We start from the raw sequence: 382 nt of genomic DNA on the forward strand, positions 1-382 counted from the left end.
TTTGTTGTTCTGTTGGTACGTTGGGAGTTCGCGCTCTTGGCTTTTGCCGCATTCGTTGCAGCTCTTTTACATCCAAGAGTTCAAAGCGCCTTGCGCTTTAGACCGTACTTGACGTATTTGATCTGCATGGCGGCACTTGCGGCTATTTCTTCAGTGTTGGCGTACATCCAACCCCGCCATGCAGGCTTGGTAGCGATCTTCGCGGGTGCGGGAGCGCTTGTTCTCATGCTTAGAGCTTCCAAGCTAATGAAGTCGCACTTCGGTTACACGGCCTAACAATTCGTTCAAGCCGAACTTGCTTCGCTCCACCAACAACATGGCAGGAAGAGCTTGCCATGTTGTTGCCTCCGCTACACAAGTCGCCTTAACTCAGGCGTTAGGC

The 382-nt window shown here is 52.1% G+C and carries 1 protein-coding gene; it reads left to right on the forward strand.

What is annotated here, in order from left to right; genetic code table 11:
• Window positions 1–276: hypothetical protein (locus ACKVMH_RS13640; protein WP_412700685.1), on the forward strand; the 276-nt coding region annotated here is incomplete at its 5' end.
• Window positions 277–382: the final 106 nt, after the last annotated feature.

The organism is Lysobacter zhanggongensis (assembly GCF_046638635.1).
In the GTDB taxonomy this organism is placed as follows: Bacteria; Pseudomonadota; Gammaproteobacteria; order Xanthomonadales; family Xanthomonadaceae; genus Novilysobacter; species Novilysobacter luteus.